This window comes from Pseudonocardia adelaidensis (assembly GCF_039543345.1).
GTDB lineage: Bacteria > Actinomycetota > Actinomycetes > Mycobacteriales > Pseudonocardiaceae > Pseudonocardia > Pseudonocardia adelaidensis.
Genome location: NZ_BAABJO010000004.1, coordinates 178,044 through 199,442, shown reverse-complemented (window position 1 = coordinate 199,442; position 21,399 = coordinate 178,044). Strand labels below are relative to the sequence as shown.

At 72.3% G+C, this 21,399-nt stretch carries 21 protein-coding genes; 13 read left to right on the top strand and 8 right to left on the bottom strand.

The features are described 5' to 3' along the window. Window positions 1–65: 65 nt before the first annotated feature. Window positions 66–503, top strand: coding sequence for an RrF2 family transcriptional regulator (locus ABEA81_RS06600; protein WP_345603909.1), 438 nt, complete (start codon window positions 66–68; stop codon window positions 501–503). Window positions 504–523: 20 nt separating this feature from the next. Here the strand turns inward: ABEA81_RS06600 and ABEA81_RS06595 are convergent, their stop codons facing one another. Next, entirely contained in the window at window positions 524–1,324 is an 801-nt protein-coding gene (locus ABEA81_RS06595; RefSeq protein WP_345603908.1) for an IclR family transcriptional regulator, read from the bottom strand. 6 nt (window positions 1,325–1,330) lie between these two features. On the opposite strand from ABEA81_RS06595, the gene ABEA81_RS06590 reads away from it, so the two are divergent. The 3 genes from ABEA81_RS06590 to dmpG are packed head-to-tail and all read left to right on the top strand — an operon-like array spanning window position 1,331 to window position 4,151. Next, complete coding sequence (locus ABEA81_RS06590; RefSeq protein ID WP_345603907.1) at window positions 1,331–2,185, top strand: 2-keto-4-pentenoate hydratase; 855 nt, start codon at window positions 1,331–1,333, stop codon at window positions 2,183–2,185. Continuing rightward, on the top strand, window positions 2,182–3,147 hold the full coding sequence (locus ABEA81_RS06585) for an acetaldehyde dehydrogenase (acetylating) (RefSeq protein WP_345603906.1): 966 nt from the start codon (window positions 2,182–2,184) through the stop codon (window positions 3,145–3,147). The genes ABEA81_RS06590 and ABEA81_RS06585 overlap by 4 nt, the downstream gene beginning before the upstream one ends. Next, window positions 3,144–4,151 carry a 4-hydroxy-2-oxovalerate aldolase gene (gene dmpG / locus ABEA81_RS06580; protein ID WP_345603905.1) on the top strand — a complete coding sequence of 336 codons (1,008 nt, stop codon included), beginning with the start codon at window positions 3,144–3,146 and terminating at the stop codon, window positions 4,149–4,151. The genes ABEA81_RS06585 and dmpG overlap by 4 nt, the downstream gene beginning before the upstream one ends. A 26-nt stretch (window positions 4,152–4,177) precedes the next feature. Here dmpG and ABEA81_RS06575 read toward each other — a convergent pair whose 3' ends face one another. Together ABEA81_RS06575 and ABEA81_RS06570 are read right to left on the bottom strand one after the other, a co-directional pair. Next, window positions 4,178–5,497: an amidohydrolase family protein gene (locus ABEA81_RS06575; RefSeq protein WP_345603904.1), complete on the bottom strand. Its 1,320-nt coding sequence runs from the start codon at window positions 5,495–5,497 to the stop codon at window positions 4,178–4,180. 98 nt (window positions 5,498–5,595) lie between these two features. Beyond that, window positions 5,596–6,744 (bottom strand): AI-2E family transporter, encoded by a 1,149-nt coding sequence (locus ABEA81_RS06570; protein ID WP_345603903.1) that lies wholly within the window; start codon window positions 6,742–6,744, stop codon window positions 5,596–5,598. Between the two features lie 345 nt (window positions 6,745–7,089). On the opposite strand from ABEA81_RS06570, the gene ABEA81_RS06565 reads away from it, so the two are divergent. Then, on the top strand, window positions 7,090–7,296 hold the full coding sequence (locus ABEA81_RS06565) for a hypothetical protein (protein WP_345603901.1): 207 nt from the start codon (window positions 7,090–7,092) through the stop codon (window positions 7,294–7,296). On the opposite strand, the gene ABEA81_RS06560 is transcribed toward ABEA81_RS06565, so the two are convergent. Beyond that, window positions 7,277–9,961: a LuxR C-terminal-related transcriptional regulator gene (locus tag ABEA81_RS06560; RefSeq protein WP_345603900.1), complete on the bottom strand. Its 2,685-nt coding sequence runs from the start codon at window positions 9,959–9,961 to the stop codon at window positions 7,277–7,279. The two genes, ABEA81_RS06565 and ABEA81_RS06560, sit on opposite strands and share 20 nt — an antisense overlap. A 331-nt stretch (window positions 9,962–10,292) precedes the next feature. Between ABEA81_RS06560 and ABEA81_RS06555 the strand changes: the two genes are divergently transcribed. The 3 genes from ABEA81_RS06555 to ABEA81_RS06545 all read left to right on the top strand — a co-directional run bounded on the left by ABEA81_RS06555 (window position 10,293) and on the right by ABEA81_RS06545 (window position 13,259). Next, window positions 10,293–10,889, top strand: coding sequence for an HdeD family acid-resistance protein (locus tag ABEA81_RS06555; protein WP_345603899.1), 597 nt, complete (start codon window positions 10,293–10,295; stop codon window positions 10,887–10,889). After that, a complete protein-coding gene (locus ABEA81_RS06550; protein ID WP_345603898.1) occupies window positions 10,886–11,140 on the top strand; it encodes a hypothetical protein in 255 nt (84 codons plus the stop codon). Before ABEA81_RS06555 ends, ABEA81_RS06550 begins: the two co-directional genes overlap by 4 nt. 388 nt (window positions 11,141–11,528) lie before the next feature. Further along, window positions 11,529–13,259 (top strand): dihydroxy-acid dehydratase domain-containing protein, encoded by a 1,731-nt coding sequence (locus ABEA81_RS06545; RefSeq protein ID WP_345603897.1) that lies wholly within the window; start codon window positions 11,529–11,531, stop codon window positions 13,257–13,259. A 99-nt stretch (window positions 13,260–13,358) separates the two neighbouring features. Here the strand turns inward: ABEA81_RS06545 and poxB are convergent, their stop codons facing one another. Further along, complete coding sequence (poxB, locus tag ABEA81_RS06540; protein ID WP_345603896.1) at window positions 13,359–15,083, bottom strand: ubiquinone-dependent pyruvate dehydrogenase; 1,725 nt, start codon at window positions 15,081–15,083, stop codon at window positions 13,359–13,361. Between the two features lie 94 nt (window positions 15,084–15,177). Here poxB and ABEA81_RS06535 point away from each other — a divergent pair, with 94 nt between their 5' ends. Both ABEA81_RS06535 and ABEA81_RS06530 read left to right on the top strand, forming a co-directional pair. Continuing rightward, the gene (locus ABEA81_RS06535; protein WP_345603895.1) at window positions 15,178–15,807 is read left to right on the top strand and encodes a TetR/AcrR family transcriptional regulator; all 630 of its coding nucleotides are present in this window, start codon (window positions 15,178–15,180) and stop codon (window positions 15,805–15,807) included. Between the two features lie 152 nt (window positions 15,808–15,959). Next, window positions 15,960–16,826, top strand: coding sequence for an oxidoreductase (locus ABEA81_RS06530; RefSeq protein ID WP_425570464.1), 867 nt, complete (start codon window positions 15,960–15,962; stop codon window positions 16,824–16,826). Window positions 16,827–16,857: 31 nt separating this feature from the next. Here the strand turns inward: ABEA81_RS06530 and ABEA81_RS06525 are convergent, their stop codons facing one another. Continuing rightward, on the bottom strand, window positions 16,858–17,058 hold the full coding sequence (locus tag ABEA81_RS06525; RefSeq protein WP_345603894.1) for a hypothetical protein: 201 nt from the start codon (window positions 17,056–17,058) through the stop codon (window positions 16,858–16,860). A gap of 30 nt (window positions 17,059–17,088) precedes the next feature. Between ABEA81_RS06525 and ABEA81_RS06520 the strand changes: the two genes are divergently transcribed. Next, complete coding sequence (locus tag ABEA81_RS06520; RefSeq protein WP_345603893.1) at window positions 17,089–17,220, top strand: hypothetical protein; 132 nt, start codon at window positions 17,089–17,091, stop codon at window positions 17,218–17,220. A gap of 45 nt (window positions 17,221–17,265) precedes the next feature. After that, on the top strand, window positions 17,266–18,492 hold the full coding sequence (locus tag ABEA81_RS06515; protein ID WP_345603892.1) for a cytochrome P450: 1,227 nt from the start codon (window positions 17,266–17,268) through the stop codon (window positions 18,490–18,492). A 28-nt stretch (window positions 18,493–18,520) separates the two neighbouring features. Here ABEA81_RS06515 and ABEA81_RS06510 read toward each other — a convergent pair whose 3' ends face one another. Continuing rightward, entirely contained in the window at window positions 18,521–18,982 is a 462-nt protein-coding gene (locus ABEA81_RS06510; protein ID WP_425570476.1) for a MarR family winged helix-turn-helix transcriptional regulator, read from the bottom strand. A gap of 114 nt (window positions 18,983–19,096) precedes the next feature. Further along, a complete protein-coding gene (locus ABEA81_RS06505) occupies window positions 19,097–19,951 on the bottom strand; it encodes a p-hydroxycinnamoyl CoA hydratase/lyase (protein WP_345603890.1) in 855 nt (284 codons plus the stop codon). A 405-nt stretch (window positions 19,952–20,356) separates the two neighbouring features. Here ABEA81_RS06505 and ABEA81_RS06500 point away from each other — a divergent pair, with 405 nt between their 5' ends. Further along, window positions 20,357–21,313 (top strand): PaaX family transcriptional regulator, encoded by a 957-nt coding sequence (locus ABEA81_RS06500; protein WP_345603889.1) that lies wholly within the window; start codon window positions 20,357–20,359, stop codon window positions 21,311–21,313. Window positions 21,314–21,399: the final 86 nt, after the last annotated feature.

Here is a 21,399-nt window from a genome sequence, read left to right as displayed (position 1 = left end):
ATCTGTAGTCAATATGACTACGAATAACCGTAGCCGGATCGGTTGCGATCTGGCAAGATCGGGCCGTGGCCGGCCCGACCAACACCCGATTCGCCGTCGCCGTGCACGTGCTGACCTACCTCGCGGGTGTCGAGGGGCGAGCGGCCAGTTCCGACGAGCTGTCGAGCAGCACGAACGTCAACCCGGTCTACGTGCGCCGGGTACTCGGCCCGTTGCGGGCTGCCGGCCTGGTGCGGTCGCGTCCCGGCCCGCACGGGGGGTGGGAGCTGACGATCGACGCCCGCAGGCTCCCGCTGTCGCGGGTGTGGCAGCTGATGCAGGACGGGCATCCGGTGCTGGGCCTGCACGGCCCGGATCCGTCCTGTGCGGTGGGGCGAAGGGTGCAGGCGGCACTGGTCTCCCTCGACAGCCGGGTGGCCGGCGCGATCACCGCCGAGCTCGAACGGCTCACGCTGCACGATCTTCTCGTGGCGGAGCCGTCGCCGGCTCCACCAGGGGTCTGAGCTCCCCCCGGAGTGCTGCCTCAGGGTTCCTCTACCGTGCTGAGAACCGGGGCGCCGCCGAGGGCGCGCGACAACGCGAGTGCGGCCGTGCGGACTGCTGGAGCGACCCGCCTCGTGTCCAGCCGGTTGGACCAGCCCGAGATCGATATCGCGGCGACGGCGACGCCGCTCGGGTCCATGACCGGTGCGGCGACGCAGGCGACCCCGCGGCCTGATTCCTCGTGCTCCTCCGCGAGGCCACTCCGGCGGATGGCGGTGAGCTGCGTGCCGAGCATGCCGGGGAGCACGATCGTGCGGGGAGTTCGTCGGGTCAGTCCCGCGGCCAGCACGGCGGCCAGCCGCTCCGGCGGGCCGAAGGCGAGCAGGGCTTTGCCGACCCCCGTGCAGTGGGCGGGCATCCGGCCTCCGAGGCGGGAGGGGATGTCCGGTCCACCGGGCGCGGAGAGCTTCTGGACGTAGACGACCTCGGCCCCGTCCGGGACGGCGAGGTGCACGGTCTCCCTCGTCGCCTCGTAGAGGTCGGCCAGGAAGGGGGTGGCGGTCTCCTGCAGATCCCGTTGGCGGGGGACGACCTGGCCGAGCTCGAACAGGCGAAGCCCCAGCCGGTACCCGCGACCGGTCCGCTCGACGAGCATCCAGGACTCGAGCTCGGCGAGGAGCCGGTGCGCGGTGGGCTTCGCGACGCCGCTGCGGCGCGCGAGCTCGGCGAGCCCGATCTCGCTCTCACCCGGCCGGAACCCGGACAGCAGTGCCAGCGCACGGCCCAGCATCGAGGGCTTCACACCGTTTCGCGCCGCGCCGTTCTGCACAGTGGAACGCACGGCTCGATGATCCGCTCCACGTGCGCGATCGTCCACGTCATGGTCGGCACATCGCTCAGCGACGAGGTTCACGCAGCCGCGGACAGGCTCCTGCGTGCTGCCGAGGCGCGCACGCCCTGCGCACCGGTCCGCGAGCTCCTCCCCGAGTCCTCGGTCTCCGTCGGGTACGCGGTGCAGTCGTTGCTCACCCGCGCCCGGCTGGACCGGGGGCGGCGCGTCGTCGGGCGGAAGATCGGTCTGACCTCGCCCGCCGTGCAGGCGCAGCTCGGGGTCGACCAGCCGGACTTCGGGGTGCTGTTCGACGACATGCTGTGCCGGCAGGACGAGCCCGTGGCGATGCGACGACTGCTGCAGCCGCGGATCGAGGCGGAGATCGCGTTCGTCCTCGGCGAGGACCTCGCCGAGGGTGATCTGGACGAGGGGACGGCGCGTTCCGCGGTGGCCGAGGTCCAGCCGGCGCTGGAGATCGTCGACAGCCGCGTGGCCGGGTGGGACATCACGATTGTCGACACCATCGCCGACAACGCCTCCAGCGGCCTGTACGTCCTCGGGGAGCCCCGCCAGCCGTTGGGGCAGCTGGACCTGCGTGGCGTCGAGATGACCCTGGTGGACGAGGAGGGCGGGACCGTCAGCTCCGGATCCGGCTCCGCCTGCCTCGGTGACCCGGTGAACGCGCTGCTCTGGCTGGCCAGGACGGCACAGGACCTCGGTGACCCCTTGCGCGCGGGCGAGGTGGTCCTCTCCGGTGCCCTCGGCCCGATGGTGCCCGTGCGGGCGGGCGCCCGCTACACCGCCACCCTGACCGGCCTCGGCACGGTGCGCGCGGCGTTCACCGGCGACTCCGCCGGAGGCGGGCAATGACGTCCGCCCCCACGACGAAGGTCGCGATCATCGGTTCCGGCAACATCGGCTCCGACCTCATGATGAAGGTCATCCGGCTCTCGGAGACCCTCGAGATGGGGGCGATGGTGGGCATCGACCCCGACTCCGACGGGCTCGCCCGGGCGCAGCGCCTGGGCATCCCCACCACCGCCGAGGGCGTCGACGGGCTCGTCGCGCTGCCGGACTTCGACGAGATCGGCGTCGTCTTCGACGCCACCTCGGCCCGGGCGCACGTCGCGAACGCGACGAAGCTCGAGCCGTACGACAAGATCCTCGTCGACCTGACCCCGGCGGCGATCGGCCCGTTCGTGGTGCCCGCGGTGAACCTCGGGCAGCACGTCGCGGCGCGCAACGTCAACATGGTCACGTGCGGCGGGCAGGCCACCATCCCGGTGGTCGCCGCGGTCGCGCAGGTCGCGCCGGTCCGCTACGCGGAGATCGTCGCCTCCATCGCATCGAGGTCGGCCGGGGCCGGGACCCGGGCCAACATCGACGAGTTCACCGAGACCACCGCGAAGGCCATCGAGGTCGTCGGCGGAGCCGACCGCGGCAAGGCGATCATCGTGCTCAACCCCGCCGAGCCGCCGATGATCATGCGCGACACCGTGCTCTGCCTCGTCGACGACGGCGACCCCGAGGCGATCAGGGCCGCCGTCACCGCGATGGCCGAGCAGGTCGCCCGGTACGTCCCGGGCTACCGGATGAAGCAGCAGGTCCAGGTCACCCCGATCGCCGACGACGAGCCGCTCGACACCCTCATCGGGGCCGGCCCGCCACGGCCGCGGTGGAAGGTCTCGGTGTACCTCGAGGTCGAGGGCGCCGCCCACTACCTGCCCGCCTACGCGGGCAACCTCGACATCATGACGTCGGCCGCCCTGCGCACCGCGGAGCTCCTCGCCGCGCACGCCGGCACCGGCGAGGCCGCGGAGGTCCTGCCGTGACGAACCCGAGCCTCTACATCCAGGACGTCACCCTGCGGGACGGCATGCACGCCATCCGGCACCGCCTGGACCCAGCGGACCTGCGCCGCATCGCCGCCGCCCTGGACGCCGCAGGTGTCGACGCCATCGAGGTCGCGCACGGCGACGGCCTCGCGGGCGCGAGCCTCACCTACGGACCCGGCAGCAACACCGACTGGGAGTGGATCTCCGCGGCGGCCGAGGTCGTGCAGAACGCGGTGCTCACGACGTTGCTGCTGCCCGGCATCGGCACCCTGCACGACCTGCAGAAGGCCTCCGACCTCGGGGTGCGCTCGGTCCGGGTGGCCACCCACGCCACCGAGGCCGACATCGCCGTCCAGCACATCGGCAAGGCCCGCGAGCTGGGCATGGACGTGTCCGGGTTCCTGATGATGTCGCACATGGCGCCGGCCGCCGCCCTGGCGGAGCAGGCGAAGATCATGGAGGACGCCGGCGCGCACTGCGTGTACGTCACCGACTCCGGCGGCCGGCTCACCATGGGCGGCGTCCGCGACCGGGTCCGCGCCTACCGCGACGTCCTCGACCCCGGCACGCAGATCGGGATGCACGCCCACGAGAACCTGTCGCTGTCCGTGGCCAACTCGGTGATCGCGGTCGAGGAGGGCGTCACGCGCGTGGACGCGTCACTGGCGGGCCAGGGGGCCGGTGCCGGCAACTGTCCGATCGAGGCCTTCGTCGCCGTCGCGAACCTGCAGGGCTGGACGCACAACTGCGACCTGTTCGCGCTGCAGGACGCTGCGGAGGACATCGTGCGTCCGCTGCAGGACCGGCCGGTGCGCGTGGACCGGGAGACCCTGACGCTCGGCTACGCGGGCGTGTACTCCAGCTTCCTGCGCCACGCCGAACGCGCTGCCGCGGAGCACGGCCTGGACACCCGCGACATCCTCGTCGAGGTCGGCCACCGCGGCCTCGTCGGCGGCCAGGAGGACATGATCGTCGACATCGCCCTCGACCTCGCGCGGTAGCGCCGTCGTCGCGACCACGGGTCGCCTCAGATGGAATCGAGCACGGCGTCGATGTCCGGGTAGCGGGTGACCGACGGGTGGTCGATGACCGTGCCGCGGGTGATGACCATCTGCGGATCGACGAGCGCCCGGAACCCGTCGAGCGGGTTCGAGCCCAGTACGACCAGGTCGGCGGCCTTGCCGGGTTCGATCGAGCCGGTGACGCCGTCGAGCCCGAGGATCTTCGCGTTGGTCCGGGTGGCGGCGTTCAGCGTCTGCGCCGGGGTGAGCCCGCCGTAGCGGACGAGGAAGTCCATCTCGCGCCATGCGTCGTAGTGGGGGACGAAGGTGAGTGCCGAGTCGGTGCCCATGCCGATGGCGACTCCGTTGTCCTGGGCGTCCCGGATGCCCTGGAGCATCTCGTCCAGGATCATCACCGCGTTGGCCCTGCTGATGTCGCTGATACCGGTGACCTTCCGATCGAGCTTCACCAGCGGTAGAGCCGCCTGGAGAGTCGGGACGAGGGCCGACGTCCCGTTGAGCGACCGCGGGTTCTCCCGGAAGAGATCGATGATCTCGGAGGTCATTCCCGCGCCGTGCTCGATCGTGTCGGCGCCGGCGCGGAGCGACGCGAGGATGCCGTCCTTGCCCTGGGCATGCGCGGCAACGAGGAGGCCGGCGTTGTGCGCCTCCGCACAGATGGCCGTCATCTCCTCCTCGGTCATCTCCGGTCGCCCGGCCTGACCGATCGAGCGAGCGTCGGTCACGCCGCTGGTGGCCGAGATCTTGATCGCCTTGACCCCGTGCCGCACGTTGCGTCGGGTGTTGCGGCGGGCCTCCCACGGGGAGTCCGAGGTCAGCGCGATCTGCGGCGCACCGTGCCCGCCGGTCACGGCGAGCAGCGGTCCGGAGGCGAGCACGCGGGGCCCGACGTACTTTCCGCGATCGATCTCGTTCGCGACGGCCACCACTTCGTAGGCGACGTCGCCCACGCTGCGAATCGTGGTCACCCCGGAATGCAGCTGGGTGGTGACGTTGGTCCTCGTGCGCCGCGTGAAGAGCAGCCTGCCGAGCGGGCTGCGGCTGAACACCGACACCAGCCCCTGCGCGGACTCGTTCAGCAGAATGGGTGGAAGCGGTCTGCCGTCGGAGAACAGGTGCGCATGGGCGTTGACGAGGCCCGGGACGACGAAACGGCCGGTCGTGTCGACGGCTCGGTACCCAGCGGGCACAGGTGTCTCCGCCGCCGGTCCGACCTGCTCGATCTCTCCGCCGCCGGCCACCACGATGGTTCGCTCCGGCAGCACGGTCCCGTCGGCGTCGCCGGTCACGATCGTGGCGTTGGTCAGGGCGAACGGTCCGGACACGGCTGGCTCCTCTGTGGTCGCGGGTGCGCGCATGCCCCTGTGGTCGCGGATGCGCGCATGCCGTTGGCGGGTTCGGCAGGCCCGGCGGTGCAGTGGGTTCACCCGGCAGGCCTCGTCCGTTGTGGGGGAGATTCGTCGGCGCGCGCCGGGTGCCGTTCGCCGTCGCCGTCGCCTCGGACGGGGTGGTCGTCGCGGGTGTGGCGCTCGTCGGGCGGATGGCCGTCCCGGAGGCCCGCGGACGAGGTCAGCAGCGCGTTCGCCCACCCGGCGCGTGGATCGGTGTCGACCAGCAGCGTCTTGGTCAGCAGGGTCAGCGGGACCGCGAGGACCGCCCCGACCGGGCCGAGCAGCCAGCCCCAGAAGACCAGCCCGAGGAACGTCACGGTGACCGAGAGGCCCACCGCGTCGCCGATGAAATGGGGTTGGACGAGGGAGGTGACCACGAAGTTCAGCACGAGGTAGATCACGGTCACGATCAGCATCAGCTGCCAGCCGCCGCTCAGCAACGCGAGGACCGCCGGGGGCAGGACGCCGATCCAGAACCCGACGTAGGGGATGTAGTTGGTGATGAACGCCAGCAGCCCCCACAGCACGGCGAGCGGGACACCGAGCAGGACCAGCGCGACGGTGTCCAGGACGGCGAGCGCGAGCCCGAAGAGCGTGGTGACGACCAGGAAACGGCGCGTGCCCCAGGTGAAGCGGGCCAGCGCAGCGGCGATGTGCGGTCGGTCCCGCCCGATCGCCGCGATCCGCGCGCCTGCGCCGGACGACTCGATGCTCAGGAACAACATCAAGGACAGGACGAACACGAGGTTGGTGGCGAGGCCGGCCAGCCCGGCCAGCAGCGCTCCGATGAGCGGGACGATCCTGCCGATCTCCAGCGAGCTCGCCGTCGCCCGCAGCTCGGCCGGCCCCACCCCGAGATCGCGCAGTGCGCGCGTGAGCGTACCGACGAGGTCGGCCGCGGCCGGGGCGTACTGCGGGAGGGCCGTCGCCAGGCGGGACACCGAGACCAGCAGCACTCCCGCCATCGAGAGGACGACCCCGTACACGAGCAGCACCAGCACCGGGGTCGACACCCATCCGGGGATCCCGATCCGCCGCATCCGCTGGTCGACCGGGCTGACGACGATGACGATGACGAGCGCCAGGAACGCCGGGCCGATCAGCCACGCGCTCGCGTACACGCCGAGGGCCGCGATCGTGGCGGCCGCCGTTCCCACGAGCACGACCAGGCCCCGCGGCATACCGGCAGGGCGCGGCGCGGCGACCGACGGTCGCGCTGCGGATGGCTGCAGCATCCCCTCCTCGGCGGTCACGGGTACGCCGGATCGCCGCAGAGCCGGCAGGCAGCGCGTCGTGCCATGCTCGTCCCCTCCCCGGTGGGCGGGAGCTTCGTCGTGGTCACCCTCCCGGCCCGCCGGGTCCGTGTCCTCCCCCGTCGGGGACGAGGTCGTCCACACCCGCGACATCTCATCCCGGCGGGACGACGCAGGCGGGAGCCCGTTCGAGCGACCCTGGGGTCTCGATGCGGCTCCTCGGTGCGCCCACCGGCGCCGCCCGGGGATCGAGCCGCGGGAGGGAGCGGCGCCGTGCCGTCGCGACGCTACGAGTTCCGAGTGGCCGGCCGGGTGTCGGAGCGCACTCGCGGGGCCTTCCCGGACATGTCCGTAGTCGACGCCCCGCCGGAGACGATCATCCTCGGCGAAGTCATCGACGACTCCCACCTGCACGGTGTCCTGGCGCTGATCCAGAACCTCGGGCTGCAGGTGGTGTCGGTCAACCAGGTTCGCCGCTGAGTCCGGGCGCGTCCGGCACGAGGATGCCCCGGCGGCGCGCCGTGACCACCGCGTCGCGCCGCGTGTTGACGCCGAGCTTGCCGTAGAGCGCGCGGACGTGCGTCTTCACCGTGCTGCGCGAGACGGTGAGGTCGAGAGCGATCTCTTCGAGCGACCGCTGGGTGGGCAGCATGCTCAGGACGGCCCGCTCCCGGTCGGTCAACGACACGGGCCGGGTGTCGGGGCCGAGCGCGATGCGCGTCTCGAGCACCCGCAGCGCGGTCGACTCGCGCTCCCCGAAGCTCCCGAGGTGGCGGGTCAGCAGGTCGATGACGTCCGGGGGGCCGGTCGCCAGTGGTCGCAGCACCTCCATCGAGTCCGAGAGCGCGAGCGCATGATCCAGTTCTCGGCGGGCCTGCGGACGGACGTCGGCGCGCAGCGCCAGCCCACACGCCAACACCCTGCCCTCCACGAGCGCCCACGGCAGCACGACCGGAACGTCGCGGTCGAACATGCCGGCGAGTGCCTCGGCGGCAGCACGGGTACGGCCGAGCCCGGCCATCCGCCACGCGCGCAACAGCAGCACCTCACCGACCGGCCCCAGTTGCGCCTCGGCCCAGCCCAGGACGGTGCGGGCCAGGTCGGTGCGGCCCTGCAACTCGGCGGCGCGGTGCTCGAACAGCGCGACGGTCGCGGGGATCTCGGCCGGGCCGCGCAGGCCCGCGGCCGCGGTACGCGCGTCCCGGAGTGCCGTCAACGCCTCGTCACCGCGTCCGACGTCCAGCAACGCCGCCCCGCGCAAGGCTGCGCGCAGCGCCACCAGCTGATCGGAGTGCTGCCCACCGGATGCGTCGGCAGGGGTGTCGGCGGAGGTCAGGTCCAGGCAGGTGACGGGGTCGGCGCGCAGCAGCGCGCCGTACGCGCGCATCGTCGCCGACCACGCCGCGCCGATCGTCGCCCGCCACGCCTGATCGGCCAGCTCCGCGTCGGCGGCGGTGGCCAGCGTGGTCATCCGGCTGTAGTCCCCGTCTGCAGCGGCGATCGAGCCGAGCGTGATCAGGCCCAGTGCGGCGAGGTATCCGCGGTGTTGCTGCCGGGCCTGTCCGAGCGCGGTCTCGGCGATGTCGCGTGCCTCGTCCCGGCGGCCCTCGGCGAGGAGCCCGACGGACCGGTGCACCATCGCCATCGGGCCGAGCCCCAGGTCTGCCGCGTCCTCGGCGCCGATCTCACCCGCTGCGGGGGGCGCTGCGCTCGGATCACCGGCGACGAGCGCCCGCCGGGATCGGACGAGGCCGCGCAGCGCGACCAGGTCCGGGGGAGGCTCGGGCGGCCACGCCGCTGTCGCCTGGACGAGATGGTTGTCCGCGGCCGCGATCGCCCCGCTCTCGATCGCGACGAGGGCGGCGACCAGCGCGAGCCACGGCTCGCCGTCCAGGTGCGCGTCGCCGAGCCACTCCAGCGCCTCCCGCACCGCCGCGTGCTCGCCGTCGGCGACGAGCGAGGTCGCATGCCGGCACAGCACCGAGGTCACCAGGTCGCGGTCGTCGCTCTGCCGCGCGTGGACGATCGCCGAGAGCGGCTGCCCCGTGGCCGCGAACCAGGCGGCGGCGCGGCCGTGCAGCCGCCGGATCAGGTCCGGGCGCTGCCGCTGCAGGTCCGCCTGCAGGTGGGAGCGGAGCAGGGGATGCACGCGGTACCAGCGTCGATCCTCGCCCGTGCTGAGAACGAGCGAGGTCTCGTGTTCGAGCGAGTCGAGCACCGTCCCGGCGTCGTCGCGGCCCGACAGCGTGGCTGCGAGTGGCGCAGAGAGCCGGTCACAGACGCTGACGGCGCCGAGCAGCTCGCGAACGTCCGGCGTGAGCCGCGAGAGGATCTCGCCGAAGAGGTAGTCCGAGACCGCGCGGCCGCTGCCGACGAAGCCGGACAGGAACCGGTCGGGATCGTCGGTCTCCCGCAGTGACAGCGCGGCGAGGCGCAGTCCAGCGGCCCAGCCCTCTGTCTCCTCGACGAGCAGGCGTACCTGGTCGGGGCGGGCGGGGACGTCCGCTGCGGCGAGCATCGCACTCGCCTCGGCCGGCGAGAAGCGCAGTCCGGCGGCCCGGATCTCGTGCAGCTCGCCCGCCAGGCGCATGCGGGCCAGGGACAGTGGCGGGTCGGTGCGCCCGGACAGGACCAGGTGCAGGCTCGGCGGCCGGTTCCGCATGAACGAGGCCATCCCGTGCAGCGGGTCGGGCGCGATCAGCTCGTGGACATCGTCCAGGACGAGCCGGACCGGCCGCGGCACGGCGCCGACCGCGTCGACGACCGCGGCGAGGAACTCCGGGTCGCGGCTGGGGCGGCCGGGCACGGCGATCGCGTGGAGGGCGTTGTCGGACGGAACCGCCGCGCACGCGGCGAACGCGGACAGAACGGCGGACCAGAAGCGGCGGTCGTTGTTGTCGTCCTCGTCCAGGGACACCCATGCCGTGAGCTCGGGGTGCAGGGCCGCCCACTCGGCCAGCAGCAGCGTCTTGCCGTACCCGGCCGGTGCGCTCACCAGCGTGACCTGCCCGTCGGCGGCCTCGTCCAGCGCCGCCAGCAGCCGGGCCCGGGATACGTGGCGCCGAGACAGCCGCGGTACGGCCGCCTTCGCCAGCGGAACGCCCGGGCGGCGCCCCGTGGGCGCACGCCCGCTCGCGGCGGTCACCACGACAACGCTACCGACCTGGGCGGCAGGAGCAACCCTCCACCAGCCTTCCGTGTCCGTCCGAACAGCGCCGACTCCGGACGGTGTCACCTGACGGTCCTGGTCCGAGCACATCTCCTCCACATCGGGCGAGGCCGGAACGCCGGCCGGCTGCCACCGTCACGCGGTGTTGCCCGTCGCGGGCACGGCGCGACGATCGGAGCCCCGGTCACCCGCGCCCCGGCACACCGCAGAGGAGCCCGCCGTGTCCGGTCCGACGACCTCCCCGACGCCCGAACCCGCCGGGACACCGACGGCTCGACCCGACGCGGGTCAGGCTGGTGCCCCGACCGTGTCGAACGGCTCCGTCGAACCCGACCGTGCTGCCGGGCCGAGCCGCTCCCCGGCGCGGCCGGCGCGGGGATGGGCGCTCGCGGGTTCGGTCGTGCTCGGCCTGCTCACGGTCGTCTACGGCCTGCTGGTCATGAGCCTGCGCCCGGCCGCCATCGCGACGCTCGCCGTGCTCGTCGGGTTCGCGTTCATCGTCACCGGCATCACGCAGATCTCCCTGGCCGGTGGGATGGACAGGTCATGGCGATGGCTGGCCTACCTGAGCGGCGTGGTCAGCGTGATCGCCGGCATCGCGGCGTTCGCGTGGCCGGGCCTCACGCTGCTCGTGCTCGCCGTGGTCATCGCCTGGGCGCTGGTCATCAACGGGGTCGTGCGCATCGTCGGCTCGGTGGCCAACCGCGACCGAGACCTGTGGTGGCTCGGGCTGCTCGCCGGTGCCGTCGAGCTGCTGCTCGGGCTCTGGGCCATCAGCGCGCCGGGGCGCGAGGTCCTGCTGCTGGTGAACCTGGTGGGGATCTACCTCATCGTCGCCGGTCTCGACGCGATCGTGGACCCGCTGGCCGGCCGGCGGCGCGAGCGGACAGAGCCGGTTCGGTGACGCCCGGCGGCGACGAGCGCGAGGATGCGCGCACGGCCCGCGATCCGTCGCTGGTCGATGCGCTGGTCCCGCTCCTCGCCCTGGTGATCCTGATCGGTGGATCGCCGGCGCTGTTCGGTCTCGACGCCCTGGACGGCCGCATCCAGGTCGCGCTGGTGCTGTGCGCGATGGTCGCCGCGCTGCTCGCGCTCGAGAACGGTCACCGCTGGGAGGACGTGCAGGCCGCCGGTCGCCGGCCGGCCCGCTGGTGAGCGTGACGTACGGCTTCACCGGTTCCCGGGTGGAGGAGGTGCAGCCGACCGGCACCGAACAGGCCGACGCCGAACCGGCCGAGGGCCGAGACGGGGCTCGATGACCACGACCGATGTCCGCGACCCCGCCGACCGGTGAGGGGTCCGCAGCTGAGCGGGCATGCCGCCGACGCCGTCCCGACCGTGAGCCTCGCACCGGGCGCGGGTTCGGTGCCGGGGTGAGCCGCACCCGAGCGGCGCTGTGGAAGGATCGGGTGCGGCAGCTCTCCGACTGCGCTCGCCCGATCCCAGCGCTCGCGACGAGTCGGAGACCGTATGGCGGAGAAGAGGACGGATGGGCACGACAGGGGGTCAGGACGTGTGGCGGCCTGGGCAGGACTGCCAGGCTGTGGCGACTGCACGGGCGTTGGGCCAGGACGTCGACCGGATCCACGGTGCGCCATGGGGTGTCGTCGGCACCCTCGGTGACAGCGTGTGCTACATCGGCGTCAGCGACAAGGTCGACGCCATCCAGGCCGCCATGGGACGGCGGATCGGCGAGCGGGACCTTCCGGTCCGGCTGCTGGCACCGAACTACTCCGGCGGCATCTCCGACGGCCAGCGCAACGGCACGCCGCAGATGCGCTACTCGCTGATCGGTCGCGAGACCACCAACGACGGCCTGTCGCTGCACTTCGAGGGCAGCGACATCCGGGGCGTCATCGCGGTGGTGGCGTGCGACAAGCCGCCGGTCGGCACCGCCGCCGCGATCATGGAGCGCAACGTCCCCGCCGTCGTGCTCTCCGACGGCTCGATCCGCCCTGGCACGGACCCCGAGACGGGGGAGACGATCGACCTGGTCAGCTGCTTCCAGGTGGCGGGCGACCCGGACCCGGCGAAGCGGGAGCGCTGGGCGCGCAACGCCTGCCCCGGGTACGGCAGCTGCGGGGGGATGTTCACCTACAACACCATGCAGTCGTTCATCGCCCTGCTGGGCCTCGAACCGCTGCACATGGTCTCGCCCGCGTCCGAGGACCCGCGGCGGGTGGAGGTGTTCCCCGAGCAGCTCGTGGACTGCCTCGAGATCATGACCCAGCGCGGCATCACGCCACGCGACCTGGCCACGCCGGCCGCATTCCGCAACGCCACCATCGTGGCCATCGCGATGGGCGGCTCCACCAACGTCGTCCTGCACGCGCCCGAGATCGCCCGCGCAGCGGGCATCGACTTCTGGACGGAGGTCATGTCGCAGAAGGAGTTCAACCAGCTGTCCCGCAGCGTGCCGGTGCTGGTGAACGCCCGCCCGTTCGGCCGGTACAGCATGGTGGACATCGACGCCGTCGGGGGCGTGCAGGTCGTGGTGAAGGAGCTGCTCGACGGCGGCGTCCTCGACGGATCGACGCTGACGTGCACGGGGGAGACCCTGGCGGAACAGGTCGCCCGGCTCGACCCGCCCGCGCCGGACGGCGAGGTCGTCTTCCGGATGGCGGAGCCGTTCAAGCAGACCGGCGGGCTGCGCATGCTGTCGGGCAACATCGCGCCGGACGGCGGGGCGGTCATCAAGCTGGCCGGCGTGGAGACCGGCATCGTCGACAACCGGTTCGTCGGCCGGGCGCGGGTGTTCGACAGCGAGCAGGACCTGCTGCGGGCGCTGATCGACACGCCGGACGTCTTCGCCGACCAGGACATGGTCGTCATCCGCTACGAGGGTCCGCGGGGCGCACCCGGCATGCCCGAGATGCTGGACCCGACCTCACGCATCACGGCCCTGTGCCGGCAGAAGGGCATCTCCGTCGCGCTGATGACGGACGCGCGCTTCTCCGGAGGGTCGGTCGGTCTGGTCATCGGCCACGTCGGACCGGAGGCGGCACTCGGCGGCCCGATCGCCCTGATCGAGGACGGCGACACGATCACCATCGACCTCGACCACGACACCCTCGACTGCACCGAGCTGGCCGACCCGGAGATCTTCCGGTCGCGCGAGCAGAGGTGGCGTGCCGAGGCGGCCGCCAACGGTGGCCAGCACCCGCTGGTGCGCCCGGTCACCACCCGGCTGCTCCGCCGCATGCGGGCCGCCGCGTCGACGGCGATCGAGGGGGCCGGGATGGCCGAGCCCGCGGCCGGACCCGTCCCGGTGTGAGGTCGAGGCATCGCCGCCCGGACCGGGCGGCGATGCACTCCACCGCGTCACGAGGACGGGTCAGGCCGGGGCCTCGCCGCGCTCGATCGCGCCGATCGATCAGAACAGCTGGCGCAGGTTGGCCTTGGCCAGGTCGATCAGCTCGTCGCCGCGTCCGGACATCACCGTGTGCAGCGCGTACAGCGTGAAGCCCTTCATCTGCTCGGCGGTGATCGCCGGCGGGATCGTCAGCTCCTGCCGCTCGGTGACCACGTCGAGCAGTGCGGGGCCGTCGTGGTCGAGGATCTCCTTGACGGCAGCCGGTAGGTCGGCCGACCGCTCCACCCGGCGCCCGTGGATGCCCATCGCGCGGGCGACCTCGGCGAAGTCCGGGTTGATCAGGTCGGTTCCGAAGTTGACGAAGCCCGCGGCCTTCATCTCCAGCTCGACGAAGTTCAGCGACGAGTTGTTGAACACGATGACCTTCACCGGGAGTCGGTTCTGGGTGAGCGTGATCAGCTCGCCGAGGAGCATCGTCAGCCCACCGTCGCCGGACAGCGCGACGACCTGCCGGCCGGCGTGGGCGGCCTGGGCGCCGATGGCATGAGGCAGGGCGTTGGCCATCGAACCGTGGACGAACGAACCGATCAGCCGCCGCCGTCCGTTCATCGTCAGGTAGCGCGCCGCCCAGACCACCGGCGACCCGACGTCGGGCACGAAGACCGCGTCGTCGGCGGCGTGCTGGTCGACCAACCGGGCCAGGTACTGGGGGTGGATCGGGGCGTTGTTCCGGGACGGGGTGGCCAGCTCGTCGAGCTTGGCGCGGGTCCTGCGGTAGTGGTCGCGGGCGTCGTCGAGATGGCGACGATCGGTCTTGCGGTCCAGCATCGGGAGCAGGGCCGCGGCGGTGTCCTTCACGGTGCCGACCAGGCCGAGGTCGACCGGGTGCCGGCGACCGAGCTGCTCACCGCGCAGGTCGACCTGGATCGTCGTGGCGTGCGCCGGGTAGAACTGCCGGTACGGGAAGTCGGTGCCCAACATCAGCAGGGTCTGCGCCCGGCTCATCGCGCGGTACCCGGAGGCGAAGCCGAGCAGGCCGGTCATCCCGACGTCGCACGGGTTGTCGTGCTCGATGAACTCCTTGCCGCGCAGCGTGTGCACGATCGGGGCGCCCAGCGCGTCCGCGATCGCGGTGACCTCGTCGTGCGCCCCGGCCACCCCCGCGCCGGCCAGGATGGTGACCCTGCTGCCGCCGTTCAACACGTCGGCCGCTTCCCGCAGCTCGGACTCCGCGGGCACGACGACCGGCGTCGTGGAGCGGATCGACGCGGTGGGCTGCGACCGGGCCGCGGAGAGCGCGACGTCGCCGGGGATCACGACGACCGCGACCCCGCACCGGGAGATCGCGGTGCGCATCGCGATCTCCAGCACCTGCGGCATCTGGCTCGCGTCCGCCACGTACTCGCTGTAGACGGAGGCCTCCCGGAAGAGTTCCTGCGGGCGGGTCTCCTGGAAGTAGCCGCTGCCGATCTCGCCGGTCGGGATGTGCGCTGCGATGGCGAGCACCGGCACCCGGGAGCGGTTCGCGTCGTACAGGCCGTTGATCAGATGCAGGTTCCCGGGCCCACAGCTGCCGGCGGCCACGGCGAGCCGACCGGTGGTGGCGGCCTCCGCCGCCGCGGCGAATGCCGCTGCCTCCTCGTGCCGGACGTGCAGCCAGCGGATGCGCCCGTCCTTGCGCAGGGCGTCGGTGAACCCGTTGAGCGAGTCGCCGGGGATGCCGTACACCCGCTGCACCCCGTTGGCCTGGAGTGTCCGGACGATCTGTTCCGCAACGGTGGTCATGCAGGTGCCTCCCGGGGGGCGAGCAACGGGCGAGGTGTCCCATTCTCGCTGATCAGCCAGGTGAACCCGGTGGGGCCTGGCCTAGCATGAGGGGATGGCGAGTGCCGAGGCCACGCCGCGTCGGCGACGCCGGGATGCGCCGAGCAAGGGCGACCTGCGGGAGAAGGCCATCCTCGACGCCGCGGAGAAGCTGCTCGAGGTCGAGACCTTCGACGGGATCACCGTGGAGGCGATCGCCCGTGGAGCGGGGATCGCGCGGAACGCGCTGTACTTCTACTTCGCCTCGAAGCAGGAAGTGATCACCGCCCTCGTGCGCAGGACCGTCGCCGAGGTCGCCGACGACGCGGCATCGGTCGTGGCCGACGCGGAGCTCGCTCCGCAGGAGGCCATCGTGCGGGCGGTGCGCAACACCGAGCGCTCGTGGGCCACCCACGGACGGCTCATGAGCGTTGCGGTCGAGCTCGGGGCCGTGATCCCCGAGATCGGGCTCGAGTGGGCGGCGACCGTCGAGCGCTACGGGGTGGCGATGGCCGAGGTGCTCCGGCGCGCCGGGATGCCGGACGAGGCTCCCCGTTCGGCGCCGGAGGTCGCTCGCGCGCTCTGCTGGATGACCGAGCGCACGTTCTACCGGGCGTACGTCGAGGGGGCGCGGGCAGACGAGCTGTCGCGTGCAGGCGACGTGTGCATCGGGATCTGGCTCGCCGTCCTCCCGACGACGGCCTAGTCGTACTGCGCCGTGGTCGCCCACCCGGCTTCCATCACCTCGACCGCGTTCTGGCGGCACGCAGACCTGCAGGCCGGGGGGTGCGCAGGAGCGTCTCCGACGTCACTTTCGACAGAGTGTCGACTTTTATCGACGGTGCGTATCGTGGAGCTGTGGCACTGAATCGGAAGACCTTCTTCATCACCGGCGTCAGCTCCGGGTTCGGGCACGCCTTCAGCCGACGGTTCCTGGCTGCCGGCCACACGGTGGTCGGCACGCTCCGGCGCCCCGAGGACGCCGCGGGCTTCGAGGGGCTCGCCGAGGGCACCTCCGGGCGGGCCGTCTCCCGGCTGCTCGACGTGACCGAGGACGACGCGGTCCTCGCCACCGTCGCGGACGTCGAACACGCCGTGGGGCCGATCGACGTCGTCATCGCGAACGCCGGGTACGGGCACGAGGGGGTGTTCGAGGAGTCCCCGATGCGGGAACTGCGCCGGCAGTTCGACGTGAACGTGTTCGGGGCCGTCGCCACGCTCAAGGCAGCGCTGCCGTTCATGCGGGAGCGCAGGCGAGGGCACCTGATGGCGGTGACGTCGATGGCCGGGCTCATGACCGTGCCGGGGCTGACGTACTACCACGGGAGCAAGTACGCGCTCGAGGGCGTCATGGACAGCCTCGCCAAGGAGGTCCGTGAGCTGGGGATCCGGGTCACCGCGATCGCGCCGGGGTCGTTCCGCACGGACTGGGCGGGCCGGTCGATGGTCAGGACCGACCGGACCATCCCCGACTACGACACGGTGATGAACCCGCAACGGGAGCACCGGCTCGCCGCGAACGGCAAGCAGCTCGGAGACCCGGACAAGGCTGCCGAGGCCGTGCTGACGGTGATCGACTCCCCGGAGCCGCCCGTGCACCTCGTGCTCGGCTCGGACGCCCTGCGCCTGATCACCGGCGGGCGGAAGGCCCTGGACGAGGAGATCGCCCGCTGGGCCGACCTCTCCCGGAGTACGGACTTCGCCGACGGCATGCAGATCCGCTGAGGTCCCGCAGGTCGGTCCTCCTCCCGGGCTGCTACGCGGACGGCAGCAGCGTCGTCCAGGGCCCGACCGTCGCGAAGATCGCGGCCATCCCGGCGAGTGCGGGCTCGTGGAACCCGTCGGCCGCGGCGGTGCAGTCGGTGGCCACGGAGATCTCGAAGTCGCGCTGGTGGCCGGAGCGGGCCGTGGGCTCGTTCGTGGACGGCGTGTTGCCGCAGCGGGCGCGCAGCCGCAACAGGCGACACAACTTCGTCCGGTCGAACCGTTGACAGCCACCTTTGCGCACTGCCAGCCTGCATCAGGGTTCCTGATGGCGGCGCGGGCGCAGCTCATGGCGGACGCGGAGCGCTGGCTCGCCGAGACCTCGGCCGAGCTCGCGGCCGCCGGACTGGCGTGATTGCCGAGGCAGTCCTGTTCGAATCACCTGGAGGAACCGACCATCGTGGTGGCCCGGCACATCCCCGAGGATTTCGACCCGGCGTCGACGGACGACCCCGACGAGGTGCACGCGCTGTACCGGGACCTGCGATTGCGCTGCCCGGTCGCGCACACCGACTCGTACGGCGGCTTCTGGGCGCTGACGACCTACCGGGAGGTGCGGGCCGCCGCCCTGGACGACTCCCGGTTCATCTCCTCGGTCAAGGCGGTGGTGCCGAGCGACCCGCGCGGACTGCGGCGGCCACCGCTCAACTTCGACGCTCCTCGCCACACGCCCTATCGCAGGGCGCTGGACGCCACGCTGTCGCGGCGCCGGCTCTCCGGTCTGGAGCCCGTGCTGCGCTCACACGCCGTCCGCGTGCTCACCCCGATGCTCGAGCGGGCCTCCGGTGACATCGCGCAGGAGTTCGGCGCCCTCTACCCGGCCTGGGTGACGACGGAGTGGCTGAACCTGGATCCGGAGCTCGCGCCGGCGCTCGCGGAGACCGCCGCGTGCTGGGTGCGGGCGTGGCGGCTGCAGGACGCCGAGGTTGTCAACACCATGAGCGGCCGCATGTACGACATCGCGCGCGCGCTCGTCGCGGACCGCCGCGAGCACCCGCGTCCCGTCGAGGAGGATCCGGCCAGCTCGCTGCTCGCCCAACGGGTCGACGGTGAGCCGCTCGACGACGAGCACATCGTCGGTGCGCTGCGCCAGTCGCTCGTGGTCGGCATGGTCGCGCCCCCGATCGTCATCGGCTCGATCGCGACCCACCTCGGAACGGAGCAGGAGCTGCAGCAGCGGCTGCGCGCCGAACCGCACCTCGTCCCCGCGGCGCTGGAGGAGTTCCTGCGGCTCTACGCGCCCTACCGGGGCTTCGCGCGCACCGTGGTCGAGCCGACCGTCGTGCTCGGCCGCGAGATCCTGCCGGGTGTGCCGGTCACGCTGACCTATGCATCGGCCAACCGTGACGCGACCGTCTTCGACGATCCCGACGGCTTCGAGCTCGACCGGCCCAACATCGCCGACCACCTCGCATTCGGGCGGGGGCGCCACCGGTGCCCCGGCGCTCCGATGGCGCGGTTGATGCTGCGGGTCGCGCTGGAGGAACTGCTCGCGCGCACCGCGTCCTTCACGGCGGTCGGCTGCCGCGAAGGGGCACGGATGCCCGAGCTCGGCATCGTCTCCTCCCACCTCCGCTTCGTACTCCCCGGCGATGAACGCCGAGGGGACGCTGAGCGCCGCTCGTGACGCATGGTGGCCGGCCCGCCTGCGACGTTCACGGCGCCTCGTCGGTGAGTGCGCCGTAGCAGAGCTGCAGGCTCTGCCGGAAGAGTGCGTGCTGCACCGCCGGCACGGCACCGAGCATCGACGCCTCGATCGCACCGACCAGCGGGTCGCAGCGCTCCAGCAGGTCCCGGCCGGCCGGGGTCAGGCTGATCAGCAGGACCCGGCGGTTGTCCGGGTCGCGGTGGCGGGCGATGTGCCCGTGGCGCTCGAGCCACTGGACCATCTCGTTCATGGTCTGGGGGGTGACGAAGGAGCGCCGGGCGAGCTGGGCGGACGACAGCCCGTCCCGGGCGCGCAGCGCGGCGAGCGCCGTGAACTGCAGGGTGGTCAGGCCGTGCGGGCGCAGCGCATCGTCCATCCTGGCCCGGATCGCCAGCTCGAGGCGTTTGACCAGGTAGAGGGTCAGGGGTTCGTCCGTCACATCCGGATCGTCCCGCACCGCCCGGACCATCACGCGAAGCGCTCGCGCACGGCCGCCTTCTGCATTCGGCCCGGCGTCATCAGGGCGCGGCGCGCAGGCCACGAGCCGGGTCCGCCATCGCGCATCGACGCGCCTCCCGTGCCGTCAGTCGTTCGAGTAGGCGGACAGGCCCGGCCGGAAGGACTTCTCGTCCAGGAACTGCGAGAGGCCCTTCTGCCGGCCGCGCTCGGCGTCGAGGAACTGGGACTGCTCGAGCTTGGCGTAGAGGTAGTCCTCGGCCTGCTCCCACGGCATCTCCTGGGCGAGCTTGTAGCCCACCTTCGCCGCCCGGATCACGGTCGGGTTCATCGACGCCAGCTTGACTGCCAGCTCGCGCGTCCGCTCGCGCAGGTGGGATGCCGGGACCGCCTCGTTGACCAGCCGCATCTCGGCGGCCCGTCGCCCGTCGAAGGCCTCTCCGGTCATGATGAAGTACAGCGCGTCCCGCTGGCTGACGGTCGCGGCCAGCGCGCGGGAGACCACGCCGCCCGGCGGGATGCCCCAGTTGATCTCGGAGAGGCCGTACTGCGCCTCCTCGTCGGAGATCGCCAGGTCGCAGGCCACGAGCGGGGTGAACGCGCCACCGAAGCACCACCCGTTGACCATCGCGATCGTCGGCTTGGACCAGTTCGCCAGCCGCTTCCACTGCCACTCCGCGGACGCGCGGCGGACGCGGATCTGCAGGGCGGGGTCGCCGGACTCGTCGACCTCGCGGAAGTACTCCTTGAGGTCCATCCCCGCCGAGAACGAGTCGCCTGCCCCGGTGAGCACCAGGACCTTGCAGCGGGGGTCGCCCTCGAGGGCGTCGAGGGTGCGGACCATCTCGTCGTTGAGGGTGGGGTTCATCGCGTTCCGCTTCTCGGGGCGGTTCAGCGTGACCCAGGCGATGCCATCGTCGAACTCGACGAGGACGGTGTTCCCCCACGCGGTCTCGGCCGGGGTGGTGGTGGGTGCTGCCATGACGGTCGTACCTCTCAGAACGGGTGCCGAGCGGACCCGGCGCGGACGGTGACCCACTGGGTCTCGGTGAAGGCTTCGATGTCGGCGCGCGCCGCCGATACCTGGGTGCACCCCCCGGCGAGCCCGCGATCTCGATCGCGGTCGTGGGTCCCGCCACGTCGCGGGTCCCTCCGGGACTCCCGCCCAGGAGGCTGCGTAGAGCCGGCCCCGCCACGTCCCGGGATCGAGGAAAGACACGAACCTCCTTGAATTTCATCAGGAATCCTGATGAATGGTCCCGATGTTCTCCTCGCCCGGGCGGTCGCGCAATGGATATCACCCGATGAGAGTAAGGAACCCTGATGGTTGAGGGCCGACTACGGGCCGGCCAGGTGCCGGGGCGGTCCGGTCGGGAAGGATGGCCCGGTGGCCGGCACGCGGGATCCCGAGTCGACTGCGGTGCCCCGGCACAGCCAACGGCTGCTCGGCACGTTGCTGGGGGACTACTGGTTCTGGCGGCCCGAACCCCTGCCGTCCGCCGCCCTGGTCGAGGTCATGGGGGAGTTCGGGCTGGCCGAGCAGGCGGCGCGGGCGGCGATGCGGCGTGCGGCCGCGCGCGGTGCGGTGGTGGCCACCCGGTCCGGCCGCACCACCGCTTACGGCGTGCCCGCACGCACCCGCGAGACCATCGTGGCCCACCTGACCCGGCTGATGCGCTTCGGCGCCGGGGATCGGCAGTGGGACGGCCGGTGGACGATGGCCCTGTTCACCGTGCCCGAGGAGGAGCGGGAAACCCGGCGCACCGTGCGCACCCGGCTGAGATGGCTCGGGCTCGCGCCGCTGTACGACGGCGTGTGGGTGTCGCCGTGGGAGGTCGGGGACCGGGTCGCCGCCGTGCTGGCGGACCTGGGGGTGGAGACCGCGACGGTCGTCCGGGCCGAGATGCTGACCGCGGGTCCCGCGGGCGAGCCGGTCGCCGCATGGGACCTCGTCGAGCTCCGGGAGCGTTACACGGTGTTCCTCGCCGAGCACGCCGCGCTGCGCGAACGCGTCCGGGCGGGGCGGGTCGGCCCGGCCGAGGCGCTGGTCGCCCGCACCCACCTGATGACGGCGTGGCGGGAGTTCCCCGACCTCGATCCCGAGCTGCCGGCCACGCTGCTGCCCGCCGACTGGCCGTTGCCCGCCGCCCGGTCCCTGTTCGTCGAGGTCTACGACGGGCTCGGGCCGCCCGCCGAGCAACGCTTCGCGCAGCTCGTCGGCAGGCACGATCCCGCGCTCGCGCCCCTGGCCGCCCACCGGACGAGTGCCGACGTCCTGCGGGGCGAGACCGCCGCCGCGATCCCGGCGGGCGACGGGCCGTGGATCGGACCCATCGGAAAATAGACGACAGTCAATTGTCCGGACGGACTTATGCACGTAACGTGTCGTCCGCCGGACGCCCGGCGCCCGTCGCTCCGGTCCCCGCTCGC

Bases quoted from the DNA above. Each gene is read 5' to 3' on its own strand.
- poxB (WP_345603896.1), bottom strand. From the start codon at position 15,083: ATGACCACCGTTGCGGAACAGATCGTCCGGACACTCCAGGCCAACGGG.
- ABEA81_RS06510 (WP_425570476.1), bottom strand. From the start codon at position 18,982: ATGGTCCGGGCGGTGCGGGACGATCCGGATGTGACGGACGAACCCCTG.
- ABEA81_RS06570 (WP_345603903.1), bottom strand. From the start codon at position 6,744: ATGCCGCGGGGCCTGGTCGTGCTCGTGGGAACGGCGGCCGCCACGATC.
- ABEA81_RS06505 (WP_345603890.1), bottom strand. From the start codon at position 19,951: ATGGCAGCACCCACCACCACCCCGGCCGAGACCGCGTGGGGGAACACC.
- ABEA81_RS06585 (WP_345603906.1), top strand. From the start codon at position 2,182: ATGACGTCCGCCCCCACGACGAAGGTCGCGATCATCGGTTCCGGCAAC.
- ABEA81_RS06590 (WP_345603907.1), top strand. From the start codon at position 1,331: ATGATCCGCTCCACGTGCGCGATCGTCCACGTCATGGTCGGCACATCG.
- ABEA81_RS06535 (WP_345603895.1), top strand. From the start codon at position 15,178: ATGGCGAGTGCCGAGGCCACGCCGCGTCGGCGACGCCGGGATGCGCCG.